This window comes from Arthrobacter sp. OV608, from assembly GCA_900110595.1.
Taxonomy (GTDB): Bacteria; Actinomycetota; Actinomycetes; order Actinomycetales; family Micrococcaceae; genus Arthrobacter.
This window is the reverse complement of the sequence record FOEZ01000006.1, coordinates 30225-46375: the sequence shown is the minus strand read 5'-3', so window position 1 is coordinate 46375 and position 16151 is coordinate 30225. Positions and strand designations below refer to the sequence as shown.

At 65.7% G+C, this 16151-nt stretch carries 16 protein-coding genes and 1 pseudogene; 9 read left to right on the top strand and 8 right to left on the bottom strand.

The window, feature by feature from the left end; translation table 11 throughout:
* Positions 1-19 precede the first annotated feature (19 nt).
* Genes BMX78_RS09850 through BMX78_RS09840 form a run of 3 tightly spaced genes read right to left on the bottom strand, consistent with a single transcriptional unit; the run spans position 20 to position 3092 of the window.
* Positions 20-1024 carry a tripartite tricarboxylate transporter substrate binding protein gene (locus BMX78_RS09850; RefSeq protein WP_091419015.1) on the bottom strand — a complete coding sequence of 335 codons (1005 nt, stop codon included), beginning with the start codon at positions 1022-1024 and terminating at the stop codon, positions 20-22.
* 59 nt (positions 1025-1083) lie between these two features.
* On the bottom strand, positions 1084-2586 hold the full coding sequence (locus BMX78_RS09845) for a tripartite tricarboxylate transporter permease (protein ID WP_091419013.1): 1503 nt from the start codon (positions 2584-2586) through the stop codon (positions 1084-1086).
* A 2-nt stretch (positions 2587-2588) separates the two neighbouring features.
* Positions 2589-3092, bottom strand: coding sequence for a tripartite tricarboxylate transporter TctB family protein (locus BMX78_RS09840; RefSeq protein WP_091419012.1), 504 nt, complete (start codon positions 3090-3092; stop codon positions 2589-2591).
* Between the two features lie 132 nt (positions 3093-3224).
* Between BMX78_RS09840 and BMX78_RS09835 the strand changes: the two genes are divergently transcribed.
* The 5 genes from BMX78_RS09835 to BMX78_RS09815 all read left to right on the top strand — a co-directional run bounded on the left by BMX78_RS09835 (position 3225) and on the right by BMX78_RS09815 (position 10366).
* On the top strand, positions 3225-4028 hold the full coding sequence (locus tag BMX78_RS09835; protein WP_091419010.1) for an IclR family transcriptional regulator: 804 nt from the start codon (positions 3225-3227) through the stop codon (positions 4026-4028).
* A 47-nt stretch (positions 4029-4075) separates the two neighbouring features.
* The gene (locus BMX78_RS09830; protein WP_091419008.1) at positions 4076-6043 is read left to right on the top strand and encodes a helix-turn-helix domain-containing protein; all 1968 of its coding nucleotides are present in this window, start codon (positions 4076-4078) and stop codon (positions 6041-6043) included.
* A gap of 168 nt (positions 6044-6211) precedes the next feature.
* Positions 6212-7462 carry an iron-containing alcohol dehydrogenase gene (locus tag BMX78_RS09825; RefSeq protein WP_091419006.1) on the top strand — a complete coding sequence of 417 codons (1251 nt, stop codon included), beginning with the start codon at positions 6212-6214 and terminating at the stop codon, positions 7460-7462.
* Positions 7463-7482: 20 nt separating this feature from the next.
* Positions 7483-8958 (top strand): NAD-dependent succinate-semialdehyde dehydrogenase, encoded by a 1476-nt coding sequence (locus BMX78_RS09820; protein ID WP_091419005.1) that lies wholly within the window; start codon positions 7483-7485, stop codon positions 8956-8958.
* A 40-nt stretch (positions 8959-8998) separates the two neighbouring features.
* Positions 8999-10366 (top strand): MFS transporter, encoded by a 1368-nt coding sequence (locus tag BMX78_RS09815; RefSeq protein WP_091419003.1) that lies wholly within the window; start codon positions 8999-9001, stop codon positions 10364-10366.
* Between the two features lie 64 nt (positions 10367-10430).
* Here BMX78_RS09815 and BMX78_RS09810 read toward each other — a convergent pair whose 3' ends face one another.
* Both BMX78_RS09810 and BMX78_RS09805 read right to left on the bottom strand, forming a co-directional pair.
* Positions 10431-10865 (bottom strand): hypothetical protein, encoded by a 435-nt coding sequence (locus BMX78_RS09810; protein WP_091419002.1) that lies wholly within the window; start codon positions 10863-10865, stop codon positions 10431-10433.
* 57 nt (positions 10866-10922) lie between these two features.
* Positions 10923-11441, bottom strand: a complete 519-nt coding sequence (locus tag BMX78_RS09805; RefSeq protein WP_091419000.1) for a flavin reductase family protein — start codon at positions 11439-11441, stop codon at positions 10923-10925.
* Between the two features lie 244 nt (positions 11442-11685).
* On the opposite strand from BMX78_RS09805, the gene BMX78_RS23415 reads away from it, so the two are divergent.
* From BMX78_RS23415 to BMX78_RS09795, 3 genes are read left to right on the top strand one after another with little or no spacing between them, the layout of a single operon-like run.
* On the top strand, positions 11686-11916 hold the full coding sequence (locus tag BMX78_RS23415) for a hypothetical protein (RefSeq protein WP_286138895.1): 231 nt from the start codon (positions 11686-11688) through the stop codon (positions 11914-11916).
* On the top strand, positions 11906-12244 hold the full coding sequence (locus tag BMX78_RS23410; protein ID WP_286138903.1) for a GNAT family N-acetyltransferase: 339 nt from the start codon (positions 11906-11908) through the stop codon (positions 12242-12244). The genes BMX78_RS23415 and BMX78_RS23410 overlap by 11 nt, the downstream gene beginning before the upstream one ends.
* Before the next feature lie 40 nt (positions 12245-12284).
* Entirely contained in the window at positions 12285-12674 is a 390-nt protein-coding gene (locus BMX78_RS09795; RefSeq protein WP_091418998.1) for a VOC family protein, read from the top strand.
* 34 nt (positions 12675-12708) lie between these two features.
* Here the strand turns inward: BMX78_RS09795 and BMX78_RS09790 are convergent, their stop codons facing one another.
* The 3 genes and pseudogenes from BMX78_RS09790 to BMX78_RS09785 form a co-directional block, all read right to left on the bottom strand.
* Positions 12709-13257, bottom strand: coding sequence for an SDR family NAD(P)-dependent oxidoreductase (locus BMX78_RS09790; RefSeq protein WP_353615437.1), 549 nt, complete (start codon positions 13255-13257; stop codon positions 12709-12711).
* A 61-nt stretch (positions 13258-13318) separates the two neighbouring features.
* Positions 13319-13543: pseudogene (locus BMX78_RS23660) on the bottom strand (SDR family NAD(P)-dependent oxidoreductase); the annotation flags it as partial.
* Positions 13544-13562: 19 nt separating this feature from the next.
* Complete coding sequence (locus BMX78_RS09785; RefSeq protein ID WP_091418997.1) at positions 13563-15044, bottom strand: FAD-dependent monooxygenase; 1482 nt, start codon at positions 15042-15044, stop codon at positions 13563-13565.
* 165 nt (positions 15045-15209) lie between these two features.
* On the opposite strand from BMX78_RS09785, the gene BMX78_RS09780 reads away from it, so the two are divergent.
* On the top strand, positions 15210-16109 hold the full coding sequence (locus BMX78_RS09780; protein ID WP_091419297.1) for a LysR family transcriptional regulator: 900 nt from the start codon (positions 15210-15212) through the stop codon (positions 16107-16109).
* Positions 16110-16151 lie beyond the last annotated feature (42 nt).

The following is a 16151-nucleotide window of genomic DNA, read 5'->3' as shown; positions in this document are numbered from 1 at the left end:
CGGTGGGTTTGCGGCAGGGTCAGTTGGTCTTCTGGACCAGCGGCAGGACCTTCTTGAAGTCCTCTTCCTGTCCGGCCCAGAACTGCTTGTAGTCCTCGCCGGAGAGGTAGCTGGTCTGCAGGCCGAGGGCGCTCATCTTTTCCTTGACCGTGGGGTCTTCGATGGCCGTCTTGATGGCGGCTTCGAGCTTCTTGGCCACGTCGTCCGGCAGGCCGGCGGGGGCGGAGTAGCCGCGGACCGTGCCGGCTTCGAGGTCGTAGCCCGCTTCCTTGAACGTCGGAACGTCCGGCAGCGAGGGTGCCCGCTCTGACGTCATGACGCCCAGGACGCGGGCCTTGCCCTGCTTGGTCAGGTCGGTGACGTCACTGACGTTGGCCACCAGGACGTCCACATGCTTGCCAAGGAAAGCGGTGGTGGCCTGGGATGCACCTTCGGAGAAGTGGACCGGAGCGAATTCGGAGCTGGTGTTCTCCTGGATCTGCGCCAGGGCGAAGTGTTCGCCGGTCTGGAGCCCGGTGGTGCTGGCGGTCAGGGACTTGGGGCTGGCCTTGGCTGCGTCCAGGAGTTCCTTCAGCGTTTTGTAGGGGCTGTCCGGCTGCACTGCGATCACGGTGGGGTCGATGACCTGGCGGCCCAGTGGCTGGAAGCTGTCGCGGGTGTATTTGGCGCCGCGGGCGGGATCCAGGGGTGAGACGACGACGGACGGTGAGCCGGTGGCGCCGATGGTGTATCCGTCAGGCTTGGCACTGGTCAGCTGCGTATAGCCGATCTGTCCGCCGGCGCCTGGCTTGTTGATGACCTCCACGTTGGTGCCCAGTTCCTTTTCCAGGATGGGCTGGATCAGCCGCGCAGCGGTGTCCACGGCACCCCCGGAGGAGAAGGCGACGACGAGGTCGATTGTTTTGCCCTTTTTGGGGAAGTCGCCGGCCGGGGCGTTGGTGGCTCCGGCGTTGGCGCCGCAGCCGGTCAGGGCGATCAGGGATGCGGCGGCCAGGGCGGCTGCGATGCGTGCACGGGTTTTCATGGTTCTTCTCCTTTGAAGGTGTGCTTCGGGTTGTGCTTGGGCGGTGTACTGGTTTGGGTCTAGGTTTCGGGGTCTTCGTTCAGTGCCTTCGGCTTGCGCAGCTTGAGCAGCGGGCTGAAGACGATCAGCAGGCCCAGGCCGATCAGGACTGCGGAGATGGGGCGGCTGGTGAAGATGCTGAAGTCGCCCTGGGAAATTTCAAGGGATTCGCGCAGGGAACGTTCCATGAGCGGCCCGAGCACCAGGGTCAGCACCATGGGTGCCAGCGGGATGTCCAGGTGCCGGAGGGCGAGGCCCAGCAGGCCAAACCCGATCATCACGAAGACATCGAAAACGCTGAAGTTGATGGTGTAGGCGCCGATCACCATAAACAGCAGGATCAGTGCGGTGAGGATCGACGACGGGACGCGGAGGATGGAGGTCCACAGGCCCACCAGCGGAACGTTCAGCAGCAGGAGGAGCAGGTTTCCGATGAAGAGGCTGGCGATGATGGCCCAGGCGATCTCGGAGTGTTCGGTGAAGAGGGTGGGACCCGGGGTGAGGCCCTGCTGGAGGAAGGCGCCCATCAGCACCGCGATGGTGGGTGATGCGGGGATGCCGAGGGTGAACAGCGGGATAAGGGCCGCGTTGGCGTGGGAGTTGTTGGCTGTCTCCGGGCCGGCAACACCTTCAATGGCGCCCTTGCCCAGCTCATTGCGGTGGCGGGAGAACTTCTTTTCCGCACCGTAGGCCAGCAGCGAGGACACTGAACCGGTCATGCCCGGGATGAGTCCCAGGCCGAAACCGATGCCGGTGCCGCGCGCCATGGCCGGGGCGCTCCGGCGCCATTCCCCGCGGGTGGGAAGCAGGGACCGCAGGTTCGGTGCGTGCACTATGGGGGTGGCCGTGTCCTTGCGGTAGGAAAGGAGCTCCGAAAGGCCAAAGACACCCACAATCACGGCAACAAAGCTCACGCCATCCAGGAGCCGGTCCATGCCGAAGGTGAACCGCGGGGCCCCGGCAACGGGGTCGATGCCCACCATGGCGATCAGCAGGCCCAGGGCGCCGGAGATGACGGCCTTGACCATGGATTTGCCGGCAAGTGCGACGAGCAGGGAGATGCCCACCACCATCAGTGCAAAGAATTCCGGCGGTCCCACCAGCAGGCCCAGTTCACCGAGCGGCTTGGCGGCCGCCACCAGGCCGATGGTGGCAACAGTTCCGCCCACGAAGGACCCTACGGCGGCAATGGTCAGGGCGGCGCCGGCCTTGCCGATCTTGGTCATGGCGTAGCCGTCGATGGTGGTGATGGCCGAGGCGGCTTCGCCAGGGGTGTTCAGCAGCACGCTGGTGATGGTTCCTCCGTAAGCGGTGCCGTAGAAGATGGCGCAGAGCATGATGATCGCGCCGGTCGCGTCCAGGTTCAGCGTGAGGGGAATGAGCAGCGCAACGCCGGCAACGGGGCCGATGCCGGGCAGCACGCCGATGATGGTGCCCAGCAGGCAGCCAAGGAAGGCAAAAAGCAGGTTTTGCCAGGTCATGGCGGCCGCGAAGCCGCCCATAAGTTCGTTGAGGGTATCCACGTTCAGAGTCCGATCGTGTTCAGCAGGGGGAAGGCCGAGACGGGCAGGGACACGTTCAGGCCGTAGTTGAAGGCGTAGAACGCGCCGACGCTGCCGGCCAGCGCGGTGATCAGCGAGGAGGGCCAGCCCCTGCGGCCGCGCAGCTTCAGGTGGTACATGAGGAACAGGAACATGCCCAGCTGGAAGCCGATCAGGTCCAGGACTGCCGCGAGGACCACCAGGCTCAGGACGACGGCGAGGACCAGCCCGCGGTCAACACCTTCTGCCGTTTGGCTGGGCTTACGGAGTTCCTGGATCAGCCAGACAACAGACATGGCCACCAGGACGGCGCCCATGGCGAAGGGGAACAGACCGGCGCCCGGGCCCAGGGAAGTCCAGAGGCCGAGGTCGATCGAGGCGACCAGGACGTAGGCGCCCACAGCAGCAAAGGCTCCGATGCCCGCCAACACTGAGGGTGCTACTCGGACAGTGCTTTTGGGGGCGATTGCAACTGACTTCGTTGTCATGGGTTCCTTCTCCGTGCGTGGTTCCAGCCTGCGTTGCTTCATTTCACAGGATGAAACTATATTGCGTACAGAGAAATAGTGACAGCAGACACATGAGCTGTCAAGCGCAAGGAACTTACATAGAATGGAAGAATGACGACGACGACATCCAGCGCCTCGGGTGCCCCGGCAGAGGAAGGCCCTAAAGCCTCGAACATGCGCTCCCTCTCACGGGCCATGGAGGTCTTCGCGGAGCTGCAGCGCGCTGAGCGGCCGCAGCGGCTCAGCGACCTGGCCAGGAATTGCGGCATGAGCCTGCCCACCACGTTGCGGATCCTGCGGGTGCTGCAGGACTTCGGCATGGTGAGCCAGACCGACAAGTCCTACCGGATAGGGCCGGCGGTCCTGCCCGCCGCCCGGAGTTTCCTCGAAAACGATCCGCTCGTGGTCGCCGCCCGGCCCATCCTCCAGCAGGTCGCATCACAGACCGGACTAACGGCGTCGCTGTATACGCGGCTGGGGTTTGAACGCATCCTCGTGGCGCGGGTGGACGGCGAGGCCCCGCTGCGATACGACCTTCCGCTGGGCAAGCGGCTGCCGCTCACACTAGGCGCCGCCGGCAAGATCCTGCTCGCTTCGGCGTCCGACGACGAGCTGGAGCAGGTGGTGGCGGCGGCGGTTGCTGCGGGTCAGGACCCTGAACTGACCGCCGGGGAGCTCCGCTCCAGGCTGCCCGAGCCCGACGCCGAGTATGCGTACTCTGCGGATGAGCGGGCCACTGGGGTTCTCTCCGTAGCCGTGGCCGTGCCGAACAGGACGGGGCGCCGCCCGAGCGAGTCGATTTCCCTCACCAGTCCCGTGGAGGCAGCCAGCGAGGCCACGCTCAAGGCAGGCGTCCCGGAACTACGGCGTGCAGCAAGCAGGCTTTCCGAGCTGCTCGAGGGCTCCGTTTACTGAAGCCTCCTCCTGGGTTTGCGCCGTGGACTCCGGACTAGCATTGGCTCATGGCTACGAATGACGTCTCTGCTGTTCATGGCGGCGGCACGTCGGGCGATGCCAAGGGTGCCGGCCAGATTATGGACATGCTTGATCGCGGCATCTCCGCGGCTGAACTGGAGACGACGCTCTCTGCCTGGCTGGACTCCGGGTCCATCGACCAGTCAAGCGCTGCAGCCGCGCGCCGGCTGAACGCACGGTTATGGGAGGCGAGCCGCAGGGAGGGTCTGCTTCGCGTGCTCTACGATACGGCTACCGACCTGACGGGCATACGCGATGTCGAGGCGGTGCTCAAGGCCATCGTACGGCGCACCCGGTCTTTGATCGGCAGCGACATCGCCTACTTGAGCCTGAACAACTATGACACCGGCGAGTCCTACGTCCGGGTGACCGACGGCGCAACGACCGCTCTTTTCCGGAACATCCGCATGCCCCTGGGCGAAGGCGTGCTCGGTGCTGTGGCCACCGGCGAGGCGCCGGCCCAGAGCGCGGACTACCTCTTGGACGGGTCAAAATCCCATCTGGAATCCAGCGACGCTGCTGTGGCGGCCGAAGGTGTCCGGGCGATCATGGGCGTTCCCCTTCGCGCAGAAGGGAAAGTGATCGGCGCGCTGCTGGTGGCCGACAGGCATGCACACGATTTCAGCAGTGACGACGTGGCGCTCATGGAATCCATCGGTACGCACGCTGCCGTCGCGCTGGAAAACGCCCGCTACTTCAGCGAGATGGCTGATGCTCTAGCGCGGCTGGACCAGGCACAGCAACAGAACCTGTCCCACATGCAGGCACTCGAAGAGCTCTCAACCCTGGACCGACGGCTCATGGAGACCCTGGCGTCAGCCGGAAGCCTTCCACACCTGCTCCACCTGCTGGCCGAGTCCCTCGGCAGTCCTGTCTTCTTGGTTTCGCCCATGGGCGAGCCGCTGGCGGACGGGACGGCGCATCCTGACTTTGGAAGCCTTCCGGCCCTGAGCGCCGCCGAGGAGTCAGCTGCCAAGAGTGTGGCCATCGAGTTCGAGGTCAACGACAAGAAGTACACAGTCATGTCTGCCGTCGCGGGCGAGCAGCACCTGGCCTCCCTGATCGTCGCAGAGCAGCTGCGCCCGGCCCAGCTCGCCGTCCTGGAACGCAGCGCCCTGGTGCTCAGTGTGTCGCTGCTTTTCGAACGCACCTATCAGGACGCCCAATACCGTCTGCAGCTCGAACTCATCGATGACCTGCTCAGCCCCCGGGCTGAGCACTCGGCCGCACTGACCCGCAGGGCCGGGCAGTTCGGCTTGGCAAACCACGCCCGGCTCGCAGTTCGCGTGGTGGGCGTCGCCGACGACCAGCGCCAACGGGCTCTTTCCGTGCTCAGGCACCGGTCCGAGGGCAGCCCGGGAATCACCGCACTGCACGAATCACATCTGTGCATCATTGAACCTGTGGACGGGAACGGCAGCCGTCAGGATGACGCCCGCGCTTCCGGCCGCGCCGGCCAATCCATCATTGACGAACTAAGGCGACGCCGCATCACGGCCACCGTTGGGTCCTCAGAGCCAGTGACCGGCTTTGCCCGACTCTCCACGGCCCACAGTGAAGCCCACTCCGTCCTCCGTGCCCTGCAGGCCCTCTCGCGTGACGGAGAGGCAGCGGACCGCGCAGCCCTGGGTACCGCGGGGATGCTGCTCGGAGCGATGGATAGCCCTTTCGCTGGACAACTGCTCTCTGCGCAGTTGGGGCCCCTCCTGGACTACGACGAGCGGCGGGGCACACAGTTGGTTCTCACAGCGTGGACGTTCCACAACAACGGTGGCGCCACGCAAGAGACGGCCGATGCGCTTCACATCCACTCGAACACCCTGAGACAACGGCTGGACCGGATCGACGCGCTGGCGGGTGCCTCGTGGCGCCGGGGAAGCCGTTCCCTGGACGTCCAGGTTGCGCTGCGCTTGTGGCGAATGAAGACGGCAGGCGTCGGTTCCGCCGGTTCCTGAACAACGCACCCTCTTTGCCGCCAGCCCAAAGCCCATGGCACCGACACACACGTGCTGGCCATTTATATGGCATGGAACCACATGGTGAGGGTCACCCGCTTCTGGAATGCTGAGATCTGCGGCACCTTTCAGGAAGCCCGCCCATCCCATTTCTAGGAGTTATTCACAATGTCGTGTGCGCACGCAGCGGGTATCCGTCCCGCAACTTTCGGCGTCCTCCGTCTGCCGCGGAGCGTCGTCGTCGGCGCCCAGCAGCGCTTCGCCGTCGCCGATATCGCAGCCGAATTCGGAACCGACGTCCTCATCTGCACCGATCCGCGGCTGGCCGTCTCCGAGGACCTTTCAGCCCTGGTCCGCAGCCTCGAAGACAAGAACCTGACCGTCCGGGTTTACGGCGACACCCAGGCGGAGTTGCCGGTGCCCGGGATCGTGGCCTGCGTCGAGGAGCTCAAGGGCCAGGAGATCGATGTCATCATCGGTTTCGGCGGCGGCAGCTGCATGGACATGGCAAAGGTCGTCTCCGTGCTGCTCACCCACGGCGGCAAGCCCAGCGACTACTACGGCGAGTTCGCCGTCCCCGGCCCCGTCAAGCCCGTCATCGCGCTGCCCACCACCGCCGGCACCGGTTCCGAAGCCACGGCCATCGCCGTCGTGTCCGATCCTGAACTTGGCATGAAAATGGGCATCTCGAGCCCCCACATCATCCCGTTCGCCTCGGTGTGCGACCCCGAGTTGACCTACTCCTGCCCGCCGTCCCTGACGGCGGCGACCGGCGCTGACACCTTCGTGCACCTGGTGGAGTCCTTCACCGCCATCACCCGGGAACCCACCTCCTCACTGGCAAGCGAACGGGTCTTCGTCGGCAAGAACATCCTGACGGACTCCATTGCCCTGAACGGCATCGGACTCGTGGGCCGTAGCCTGGTGACCGCCTACAAGGACCCCGAAAACACCGAGGCCCGGGCCGGGATGATGCTCGCCGCACTCTACGGCGGCGTGGTCCTCAGCAACGCCGGAACCGCGGCGGCACACGCCATCCAGTACCCGGTAGGCGCCCTCACCCACACTCCCCACGGCGTGGGCGTCGGCCTTCTGCTGCCCTACGTTGTCCGGCACAACTTCGAGGCCATCCAGCCGCAGCTGGCGCAGATCGCTGAAGCCCTGGGGCGCGACATCCGCGGGCTGGACACCCGTGCCGCTGCCGTCGCAGGTGTTGAGGCAATCGATGAGGTCATCGCAGCCATCGAGCTGCCCCCGACGCTGCAGGACCTTGGCGTGCAGGAAAGCGACCTCGCCCAGATCGCCAAACTGTCGCTGAACTCGAAGCGGCTCATCGACAACAACCCGGTGCCGCTTGACCTCGACGCCGTCACCTCCATCGTTTCCGCTGCCTATGCCGGCGACCGCACCATCCGTTGATCAGCACTTAAGGACCACTGATGACCCTCCTTTCAATCTCTGAACCGCTCGACATTAACGGCCTGACCGTGCCCCGCCAGCTGCTGGTTGCCGGGAAGTGGCAGGACGCCAGCAACGGTGACACCGTCGAGGTGATCAACCCCTCCGATGCTTCCGTCATCACCGACATCGCCGACGCCGATGTCGAGGACGGGCTCGCCTCCGTCGACGCCGCCGCCGCAGCCTTCCCGGACTGGGCAGCGACCCCGCCGCGCCGGCGGGCTGAAATCCTGCGCCGCTGCTTCGACCTGATGACCGAGCGCAGCGAGCAGATCGCCCGCCTCATCTCCCTCGAAAACGGCAAAGCCCTCAGCGACGCCCGCGGCGAAGTGGCGTATGCCGCCGAATTCTTCCGCTGGTACGCCGAGGAAGCGGTCCGGATCATCGGCGATGTGTCCGTCTCGCCGTCGGGCGCCAACCGGATCCTCGTCCAGCACATGCCGATCGGCGTCTGCGTCCTGATCACCCCCTGGAACTTCCCGGCGGCCATGGCTACCCGGAAGCTGGCGCCGGCGCTGGCCGCCGGCTGCACCGCAGTGCTCAAGCCGGCCACGCTCACGCCGCTGACCACCCTGGCGATCGCCCAGCTGATGATCGACGCCGGTGTCCCGGCAGGCGTGGTGAACATCATCACCACGAGCAAGACCAGCGAAGTCATGACGCCCATCCTCGCCGACCCCCGGGTGCGCAAGCTGTCCTTCACCGGTTCCACCAGCGTCGGACGCCACCTGCTCCGCCAGGCCGCCGACAACGTCCTCAAATGCTCCATGGAACTAGGCGGCAACGCCCCGTTCCTGGTGTTCGATGACGCAGACCTGGACCTGGCGCTCGAGGGCGCGATGGTAGCCAAGATGCGCAACGGCGGACAGGCCTGCACCGCGGCGAACCGGATCTACGTCCAGCGCGGCATCCACGACGAGTTCGCCCGCCGGTTGGCCGAACGCATGGGCGCCATGCGGGTGGGCCCAGGCACCGATGCCAGCACCGAAGTTGGACCTTTGGTGGATGAGGCCAGCGTCCGCAAAGTCGACTCGCTGGTCCGCGACGCGGTCAGCCAGGGCGCACGGCTCCTCGCCGGCGGCCAGGCCGTCGACGGCGCCGGGTACTACTACCCGCCCACCGTCGTGACCAACGTGCCGCTTCAGGCCCGTATGGTCACCGAGGAAATCTTCGGACCGGTGGCCTCGGTCATCCCCTTCGACACCGAAGAGGAAGTCATCGCAGCCGCAAACGACTCCGAGTACGGCCTCGCCGCGTACGTGTTCACCGAGGACCTCCGCCGGGGGCTCCGGGTCTCCGAGCGCATCGAAAGCGGAATGGTGGCCCTCAACCGCGGACTTGTGTCAGACCCCGCAGCACCGTTCGGTGGCGTAAAGCAGAGCGGCCTGGGCCGCGAAGGTGCCCACCAGGGCCTGCTGGACTTCACCGAAACCAAATACATCGCCCTCGACTGGTAGCACTGCCGGTCCCACCGTCTCCATCCGAAAGAAAAGATTAATGACGATCTCGAACACCCAAGCCAAGGCGAAGACGCCGTGGCGCGTTCCCCTCGCCAGCTTCATCGGCACCACCATTGAGTGGTATGACTACTACATCTTCGGCCTGCTCGCCGCGACCGGTGTCTTCAGCCGCCTGTACTTCCCGGAACAGGATCCGGCCACTGGCCTGCTGATGGCATTTGTCACCTACGCGGTGGGCTTCGTTGCCCGCCCGTTCGGCGGCATGTTCGCCGGCCACTTCGGTGACAAGATCGGCCGCAAGCCGATGCTGGTGCTCTCCCTGCTCATCATGGGTTTCGCCACCCTGGCCATGGGAATGCTGCCCACCTACGCACAGATCGGCGTCTGGGCTCCCATCCTGCTGACCGTCCTGCGCCTGCTGCAGGGCTTTGGCGCCGGAGCCGAGTGGGCCGGCGCGGCTGTCATCTCCATCGAACACGCCCCTGCCGGACGCAGCGGATTCTTCGGTAGCTTCACCCAGATGGGCGTCCCGGCAGGCATGCTGCTGGCCAACTCCAGCGTCCTTGCCGTCAAGGCAGCCGTCCCGGCAGCCGAGTTTGACGCCTGGGCCTGGCGCCTGCCGTTCCTGCTCAGCGTCATCCTGATCGTGACCGGCATGGTGGTCCGCAATAAGCTCGAAGACTCCAATGACTTCAAGGAACTCCTGGCGGCCAACGAGACCGCGAAGAAGCCGCTGGGCGAGGCCATGAAGAAGGAAACCAAGGGCATCTGGCTGGTCGTCGGAATGCGCCTGGCCGAAAACTCCGCGTTTTACCTGTATACCACCTTCTCCGTGGTCTACATCATGAAGACCTTCGGTGCTGAACGCGCCAACCAGGGCACCATGTCCGTTCTGATTGCCTCCGCCATCGGCGTCTTCGCCGTCCCGCTGTGGGCAATCCTCTCCGACAAGATCGGCCGCAAGCCGCTGTACCTGTTCGGTTCCATCGGCGGACTCCTGTTCTTCCCGCTGTACTTCGTCATGACGGATACCGGCAGCGCACTGCTGGCAACGCTGGCCATCATCATCGGGCTCGCAGTCTTCCACAACTCAATGTACGGCCCCCAGGCCGCGTTCTTCGCGGAACTGTTCTCCACCAAGCTGCGCTACAGCGGCGCGTCCATGGGCTACCAATTCGGCTCGGTCCTGGCCGGCGGCATCGCACCCCTTGTCGCCGTCGCGCTCCTCACCGCCGGCAACGGCAAGCCGGGCTGGGTCATCCTGTACTTCAGCATCATTGGCGTTATCACCGTGGTCGCCACAATCCTCGCTCCGGAAACGCTTTCGAACCTCGATCGGCGTATTTCAGCCGCCCAGGAGCTGGACGCAAAAAACGCGGCAACTGCAGACTCCAGCTCTAACTGATACTTACGAAAGCAAGAAAGGCGCCGTCCAGGTCATGAGCCTCCTGGACGGCGCCTTTCTTGGATCAGGACGGCCATGCCAGCGGAACGGCCCGGGCCTCGGGCGCCTTCTCGGTCAGCGCATAGTGGAAGACCCTGCCATCCAGGGTTTCCAGGCCGCCGCGCGCTTCAACCCTGAACCGTTCGTGGCCGGCCACCGCCTGCGCCCACGCATCGGCCTCCTCCCAGTACACCTCATCGGACCGGCGGCCAGGGTGGAGGTGCATGGCGACGGAAATCATCAAGGGCGCGTCCTCAAGGGTGGCGCGTTGGGCGAAGCAGACAACGTTCACGCTGACCCCGTGGGTTACGCACGAAGGTTTGCGGGCCATCGCCGTGGCGGCCCCCTCCACCCCGCCTTCGCGGATCTCCTGCCAGGCCAGGGAATACATCTGGCGGCGGAGCAGGGAAAGCTCATCAGCGCAGGTCGCCTGGATCCTGCGGGTGAGTGTGCCGATCATGCCGTCAGGCTCCTGCCCGGCGCCGGACCCGTCCCCGCGAGCGGGACCTCGCCCCCGTCATGCGACCTGCTCCAGCCGGCGGGCGGGCGCTTCCACTCCTTCGAAGTAGCGGCCTTTGAAGAAGAGGAGCGGCTCTGCGCCGTCCCGTGCCCCCAGGGCGCGGACGGCACCCACCACAATGGTGTGATCGCCGCCGTCGTACTCCTGATGCAGTTCGCAATCCACCCAGGCGAGCGCCTGGTCCAGCACGGGGTTGCCCAGGGGTGACTCCGAGTAGTCCACGCCGGCAAATTTGTCGGTGCCGGACCGGGCGAACTGGGCTGCCAGGTGCTGGTGCTCCGCGCGAAGGATGTTGACCGTGAACCGGCCGGCGTTGCGCAGCTGCGGCCAGGTGCTGGAGCTGCGTGCCGGGCTGAAGGAGACCAGTGCGGGTTCCAGCGAAAGGGAAGAGAAGGACTGGCACGTGAAGCCCGCCGGACCATTGTCCGTGGCGGCCGTGATGACGGTCAGTCCGGAGGCAAAGTGGCCCAGGACGTGGCGCAGGCGCTGCGGGGTGAGATCAAAGTATTCCGTCATGTTCTTTCCTTTCAAGGCCGGTTGTTCCAACCAACCACCCGCCGGCGCGCTGTTCAATCCTGGCTGAAACGCACTGACGCCGTAGGCAACATGCGGTCATGGCCCGAAGCATGGAGTAACGAAAAGGGGCATCTGACCAGCACTGATGGCGCGCGACGGGGCGTTGGAAAACACAAAGCGCAACCTCGTGAAACACGGCTCAACTGCCTTGGGCTGCTGATTTTTGGGGCCGTAGGGTGGGCCAATGACTTTTATTGTGCGCCGGGCACGCCCCGACGAATACCGGGACATCGGGCAACTGACGCTGGCTGGATTCGGCCACCTCGAACCGGGCGGATCGCTCCCGGACGGGGAACGCCTTGCCCTGCTGTTGGACGCCGAGGGCCGCGACCAGCAGGGAGTATTGCTGGTGGCCGAGGGAACCGACGGCGTGCTCCTGGGTACCGCCAGCGTCTTCCCGCACACTGTCCCCTAGGCCCGCCAGGGCCCGCGAAGGTGAAGCGGAGCTGCGGCTGCTCGCCGTACTTCCCGCTGCCCGGAAACAGGGGTTTGGTGCTGCGCTTCTTGCGGAAGGGGCGAAAATTGCCACTGAGTGGGGTGCTGAACGCCTGGTCCTGGATACCGCGCAGCACAACCTGCGTTCGCAGCGCCTGTACGTCCGGTTTGGTTTTGAACACCGGCCTGAGCGGGACGTCCACCGGGAACCGCCCAAAGTCCCACTGGCTGTTTTCACCCTTGACCTGCCGTACCGGCCTGCCGCCCCAGGCGCAGGCACCGAAAGCCGGGACAGCGCCGTCGTCTAAATGACGCTCCCCAAAGGGCTGCGCAGGGTACGGTGGCCCAATGGAGATGCGCCTTGAGGTTGTCCAGGTACCCGTGTCCGATGTGGACCGGGCAAAGTCCTTCTACACCGAGCAACTGGGCTTCGTGCTCGATCACGACGTGGAGCACGTTCCGGGGATGCGGGTGGTGCAGCTGACGCCCCCGGGCTCGGCCACGTCGATCGTTATCGGCACCGGGATGACTGCCATGCCGCCGGGCAGCCTGGAGGGACTGCAGCTGGTGGTGCCGGATATGGGTGCCACCCGCGACGAACTGGTCCGCCGCGGCGCGGACATCAGCGAAGTCCAGGACATGGGTGGCGTGCTGTTTGCCCAGTTCGCCGATCCGGACGGCAACCGGTGGGTCCTCCAGGGCGCCACGCCGCCGAATGTCAGGGATGCGCACCTGTAAAGGCTCCTGAGCAGGGGACCGGCCAATCCGGCGGTCAACTGCGCGGCAGTCCGAGGGCCCGGCTGATCACAGCGTCGAACTGGCGGTCGCCGAGCAATCCTCGTGCAGTGATCAGCGGTTTGGCGCCGAAGCCCATCGCGTAGCGGGTCTTGGGCTTCGCGGCGGTCACCGCCTTCCCGATCGCATCCGCCACCACCGACGGCGGTGAGTTCCGGTTTCCGGCCGACTCCGCCCGCAAGGTCCTGGCCACAGCTTCGGCCTGCGCCGCATACGGCCCGCGCCCGGAGGTAGCCTCCAGATTGTCCGCCGCGATGCCACCCCACTCAGTGGCGATGCTGCCGGGCTCGATAACCACCACATCGATGCCGAACGGTTTGACTTCCAGGCGGAGGCAGTCGCTGAGCGCCTCCAGGGCAAACTTCGTCCCGTGGTACCAGCCGCCCAGCGGGGTATAGATCTTGCCGCCCATCGAGGTGACGTTCACGATGGTGCCCGAACCTTGCCCGCGCATGTGCGGCAGGACCAGCTGCGCCAGCCGGATGGCCCCGATGACGTTGACCTCGAACTGCCGCCCCGCCCTCATCAATAGGGACATCCTCCAAGGCGCCGTAGGAGCCGTATCCGGCATTGTTGACCAGGACGTCGATGCGGCCGGTATCGGCAATGATTTGCTCGACGCCGGTGCTCATCGAGGCTTCGTCGGTGACGTCCATGGCGAGCGGCCGGATGCCCTCTGCCGCCATTTCCTGCAGCCGGTCCGTGCGCCGGGCCGCGCCGTACACGGTATAGCCGAGGCCCTGCAGCTTGCGGACAGTGGCCTCCCCGATTCCTGAGGATGCTCCTGTTACAAGTGCGGTCTTGGTGGTCATACTCCTAACCTAGGGCGCATCAGGACCAGGTTGCCAGAGCCTCCACCAAGCCTTCATCCGTTCCATCCCCCACCCAGGCGACATATCCGTCCGGCCGGACCAGGACAGCTGCCGGTGCGGGGACCTCCCCAAGCACCGGCAGTTCCCACTGCCCGTCATAGTGCGCATCCACCAGCTTCACCCGATCCGGCCGCTGCACGTTGTCGAAGACGCCCGGCGCACCAAGGTTCAGCAGCAGCGGACGCGCCTCGTGCAGCAGCGAATACACGGTCAGCGCCCCATTCGCGGTGGCAAGGTCGACGTCGGGCATCCGGCGTCCCAGCAGCGGGTGTCCCTCGCCGAGGTCGTAATGGACGTCCAGGCCGGACTGCATCCCGGCGAACTTCCGGCGCGGCTCCTCCATGCCAAGGAGCTCGGCCACCACCTCCCCGGCGGCCTTGATCCGCGGGTCCGGGCGGCGCAGCGCACTCTGCGCCATGGTGTTGCGCAGCACGCGGGCAGCCACGGGATGCCGCTCCGCCTGATAGGTGTCCAGGAGGGTTTCCGGGGCGGCCCCCTTGACCACCTGCCCCAGCTTCCAGCCCAGGTTCACCGCATCCTGCACCCCGATGTTCAGGCCCTGCCCGCCGTCCGGGGCATGCACGTGTGCGGCGTCGCCGGCCAGCAGGATCCGGCCGGAGCGGTACGTCGAAGCCTGCCGGGTCATGTCCGTGAACCGGGAAATCCATGTGGGACTGTGCGCCCCGTAATCGGTGCCGCAGACGGCAACCAGTGCTGCTTGGAGATCCTCCAGGGTTGGCTCGGTGGGAGGCCCCACGTGTTCCTCGGTCACCATCACGCCCACCGGCCCGCTGTCCGCGTAGACCACCTTGCCGTCCACGATCTTGTACTCCCGCCGGCCAAAGGAATGGATTCCAAAAGCATTCTGGTGCACGCCGAACTCGGGCTGGCCGGTCATCTCCACCTCGGCGATCAGGGCGCTGGTGGTGGGATCCCAGCCGGGAAATTCAATGCCCGCCACTTTGCGCACCAGGCTCCTGCCGCCGTCGCACCCCACCACGTAGTCCGCGCGCAGGGTGCCGCCGTGCTTGAGTTGGAGGTCGACGCCGGCACCGTCCTGGGCGAGGCCCGTCACCTCCGTCCCGCGGTAGAACGTCACGGCCAACTCGTCCACCCAGCCCGCCAGAATGCGTTCGATGTGGTTCTGCCACAGCCCCAGCCCGTAGGGATGGCGGGTGGGAAAGTCACTGATGTCCAGGCGTGTCATCGCGAACCCTGCCACCTGGGCCGGCTGGCCTTCCGTGATGAACCGCCCGGCGATGCCGCGCTGGTCCAGGACTTCAAGGGTCCGTGAGTGCAGGCCGCCTGCCCGTGCACCTGCCAGCTCCTGGCTGGTGCGCCGCTCCACAATGGCTGCATCAACTCCCGCGAGCGCCAACTCCCCTGCCAGCATCAACCCCGTGGGGCCTCCACCCACAATCACTACCGCATGTTCGGTCATCGCTTGCTCCCGTTCTCTCCGGTTGAGGCCTCGTCGATTATCCGGCCCCCACCGGGCCTTGCGGCAAGCCCCACCCGGGGCGATACATTGGAAATGGAAGGAGTGCATCAGCTCCGCTTCCGTCTGCCGTTCCACCCGGTCAGGCTTACCGGCAAAGGAGCAGGCGTGGACACCCGCAAACTCAAATACTTCCTCGCCGTGGTGGACCATGACGGCTTCAACCGGGCGGCGGAGCACCTGCTGATCGCCCAGCCGTCGCTCAGCCAGACCATCGCCAGCCTGGAGAAGGAACTGGGCGTTCCGCTGTTCCACCGCATCGGACGGCGGGCGGTACTCAGCGAAGCGGGGAAGGAACTGGTGGGCCCGGCGCGGCTGGTAATGCGGGACCTCGACGCCGCCCAGTCCGCGGTCCAGGCACTGCGCGGCATCCGCAGCGGACGGCTGGATATCATCACCATGCCTTCCCCCGGCATCGAACCCCTGACGTCGATGATCGCGGACTTCACCAGCCTCCACCCCTCTGTCCGGCTCAATGTCAGCGCCGCCTTTACGCCCGAGGAAGTCATCGATTCCGTCCGCAGCGGCAGCACGGAAATCGGGCTGGCAGGCTCTCCCACGCCCATCCTGGTCCCCGGCGTGGAGGTCCTGGAACTGGAGCGCCAGCCGCTGATCCTCATCGTCAACGCGCAGGCAGACACCTTCCCGGCAGACGGCAAAGCCATCCAGCGTGAAGACCTCGGCGGGCACCGCATCATCGCCAGCCAGCGCGGTTCCCTGATGCGCTGGCTGGTGGACGATGCCCTGGCGCACGGTGTCAAGGTGGAAATCGTCGTCGAGGTGGCCCACCGGACCTCCATCCTGCCGTTGGTTCTCGCGGGTGTGGGCCATGCGGTAATGCCGTCGTCGTGGGCACCCACGGCCCATAAGGCGGGCCTCCGCACGCTGCTCATCGAACCCGTGCACCACCTAGACGTCGCCGTCCTCAGCCGCAAGGAAAACCTCACGCCGGCGGCCAAAGCCTTCCTCGGCGTCGCGGCCCGGCACACGGAAAACCAGCAGCAATAGATAGGCCGTTCCTATCAGGCGTATCGAAACTAAGTCTTGGAC